Origin of the sequence: Azospirillum brasilense, assembly GCF_008365405.1 — a bacterium.
GTDB classification, from domain to species: Bacteria; Pseudomonadota; Alphaproteobacteria; order Azospirillales; family Azospirillaceae; genus Azospirillum; species Azospirillum brasilense_D.
The window spans coordinates 1-2,716 of record NZ_QOKV01000064.1; the positions used below are offsets into that span (position 1 = coordinate 1).

Consider the following 2,716-nt stretch of genomic DNA (forward strand, 5'->3'; position numbering starts at 1 on the left):
TGGTGGCACATCGGCCAACACATTGCGTCGGGCAACTGCGCTCAGGTCCAATGGATCCGGGTAACCGCACCGCACCATCCGTGGCTGGGGCGGGTTGTACGGGTCATACGGCGGCTGCGACGCGATGTCGGCACGGATCTGGTCGTTGAAGGAGAGGATGGCCACCGGCAGATGATGCCGCTGGCGTGGACCGAAGCTGCCCGTGTCGAGGAGCCTGTCATGCCGGTCCTGCGCTTCACGCCTGGAAGCCTGCGCACCCTCGTCCGACTGGTCGAAGCCTGCCGCACATCCCCGTGCGCGGAGGCTCGCCATGCCAACCCCGACCCCGACCCCGACCCCGACCCCGATCCTGTGGAGCATTCTGCCGTTCGAGGCCCAGAGGCCGATGGTCGCGCTGTGGAGCGACCTGCTGCGGCGCCGGCTGACGGGCCGGATGGCCCGCAAGGAGACGCTCCATGATCCTCTCGCCCAAGATCGAAGCCCGCCATCAGCAGCTGCAGGCGGTCGTCTACATCCGCCAGTCCACGCCCAAGCAGGTGCAGAGCAACCAGGAGAGCACCCGCCGCCAATACCAGTTGGCTGAGCGCGCTCAGGTGATGGGCTGGCCGCCATCCCAGATCCGGGTCATTGATGAGGATCTCGGCCTTTCCGGTGCGAGCAGCCGGCAACGGACGGGCTTCCAGAAGCTGGTCGCCGCCATCGGTTTGGGCGAGGTCGGCATCATCCTCGTTACCGAGGTGTCGCGCCTGTCTCGCTGCAACAGCGATTGGCACCGCGTCATCGAACTGTGCGGAGTTTTCCGCACCCTCATCGCTGACGAAGACGGCGTCTACGACGCGCGGGACCCTAACGATCTGCTTTTGTTGGGCGTCAAGGGCACCCTGTTCGCCGCCGAGCTGCACATTCTGCGTGGCCGGATGCGCGGCAACCTGCTGAACAAGGCGCGCCGCGGTGAACTCGCTTTGCGCCTGCCGGTCGGGTTCCGGCGCCGCCCCGACGGGGTGGTGGTGCAGGACCCGGATGACGCCGTGCGTCTGGCCATCGCCACGGTGTTCGAGCGCTTCGCTGTGCTGCGCAACGCCAGGGCCGTACAGCGTCACTTTCTGGAAAACCGGCTGGCCTTGCCGCGATGCGCGCAAACCGGGGCCACCGCCGGCACCATCACGTGGGTGCGGCCGACCTACCAGATGATCCAGCAGATCCTCACCAACCCCGCTTACGCCGGCGTCTTCGTCTATGGTCGGCGGCGGCGCCAAGCCGTGCCAGGAGACCCGCCGACGGTGATCGACCACCGGATCGGCGTGACGGAGTGGGACATCATGGTGCCCGACGTCTACCCCGGCTACCTGACCTACGACGCCTACCTCGCCAACCGGCAGGCGCTGCAGGACAACCTCTACAACTTCGCCCGGAAAGGCCGCGGTGCCCCGCGCGAAGGGCTTGCCCTGCTCACCGGGCTGGTCATCTGTGGCCGCTGCGGTCGCCGGATGGCTGTGAACTACGGCTCCGTGTACCACAGCTATCATTGCCGCCGGGCCCAGGTCGATTACGGCGAGCGGCAATGCCAGTCCTGTCCGGTGGGCCTGCTGGACGGCGTGGTCGCTGCCGCTTTCCTGGAGGCGGTGGCGCCGGTTGGCCTCGAGGCCACCCTGGCGGCCCTAGAAACGCTGGAGCGCGAGCGGGAGGTTGTCAATCGGCACTGGCAGCTGCGCCTGGAACGCGCCCGGTACGAGGTGGCCCTGGCCCAACGTCAATACGACGCCGTCGATCCGGACAACCGCTTGGTGGCCCGGGAGCTGGAACGGCGGTGGAACGCAGCGTTGCTCGCGCTGGAGACGCTGGACAGCGAATACGCCTTGCTGCAACGAACCGATCTGATGCCGCTGACCGCTGCCGAGCGGGAGGAGGTGCGCCGGATTGCCGCCGATCTCCCTGGTCTATGGCGAGCGGACACGACCACGGCCGTCGATCGCAAGCGGCTTTTGCGCTTGGCGGTTGCCGCCGTGACCGTCACGGTCGATCGCATCGCACGTCGCGTCGATGTGGTCCTTCTGTGGATGGGTGGCGCCACCTCGACGCACACGGCGCCCCTGCCGCCGATCGGCCTGCACGCCACCACTGACGCCGCGGTGATCGCCCGCATCCGCGACCTGGCCCGAGGGCTGCCCGACCATGCGATCGCCCACGAGCTCAACGCGCAGGGTCTGCGCACGCGAACCGGCAAGGACTGGACCTACGAGCGCGTCTTTTCCATGCGCAAGCAGTACGGCATTGCCACCGGCTGTCCGATCCGGACCGGCTCGCTGGAGCCTCGGGCGGACGGCCGCCTGTCCGCCAAGGCGGTGGCGAAGCGACTGGGCATCTCGCCGTCGCTGGTGCAGATTTGGGTGCAGCATGGGATCCTTGCCTGCGACCAGCGCTGCCCTTGCTCCAAGCAGTGGATTCAGTTGACGGACGCGGACATCGCGCGGCTCGATGGCTCCGCCGAGGTCGGGGGGCTACCGACACTCACCGAGGTGGCCGAGGACATGGGAGTGGAGCGTGACGCCGTCTGGGCCCGCGTTCGGCGCGGCAACTACATTGCCTTCCGAACCACACGCGGCTGTGGTCAGTGGGAGTGGCGCCTGAAAGAACGCTCAGCCACCGATGAAATGGCTCCGTCGAACGCCGTTGGAGGAAACCGACATGGAACAGAGCAGTTTGGATAACGATGTTC

The 2,716-nt window shown here is 67.3% G+C and carries 2 protein-coding genes; one reads left to right on the forward strand and one right to left on the reverse strand.

Annotated features, from left to right (window positions below; translation table 11 throughout):
* On the reverse strand, window positions 1–312 hold a 312-nt coding region (locus DS837_RS32985; RefSeq protein WP_247890239.1), incomplete at its 3' end, for a hypothetical protein.
* A gap of 143 nt (window positions 313–455) precedes the next feature.
* Here DS837_RS32985 and DS837_RS31715 point away from each other — a divergent pair.
* Window positions 456–2,708, forward strand: coding sequence for a recombinase family protein (locus DS837_RS31715; protein WP_149168384.1), 2,253 nt, complete (start codon window positions 456–458; stop codon window positions 2,706–2,708).
* Window positions 2,709–2,716 lie beyond the last annotated feature (8 nt).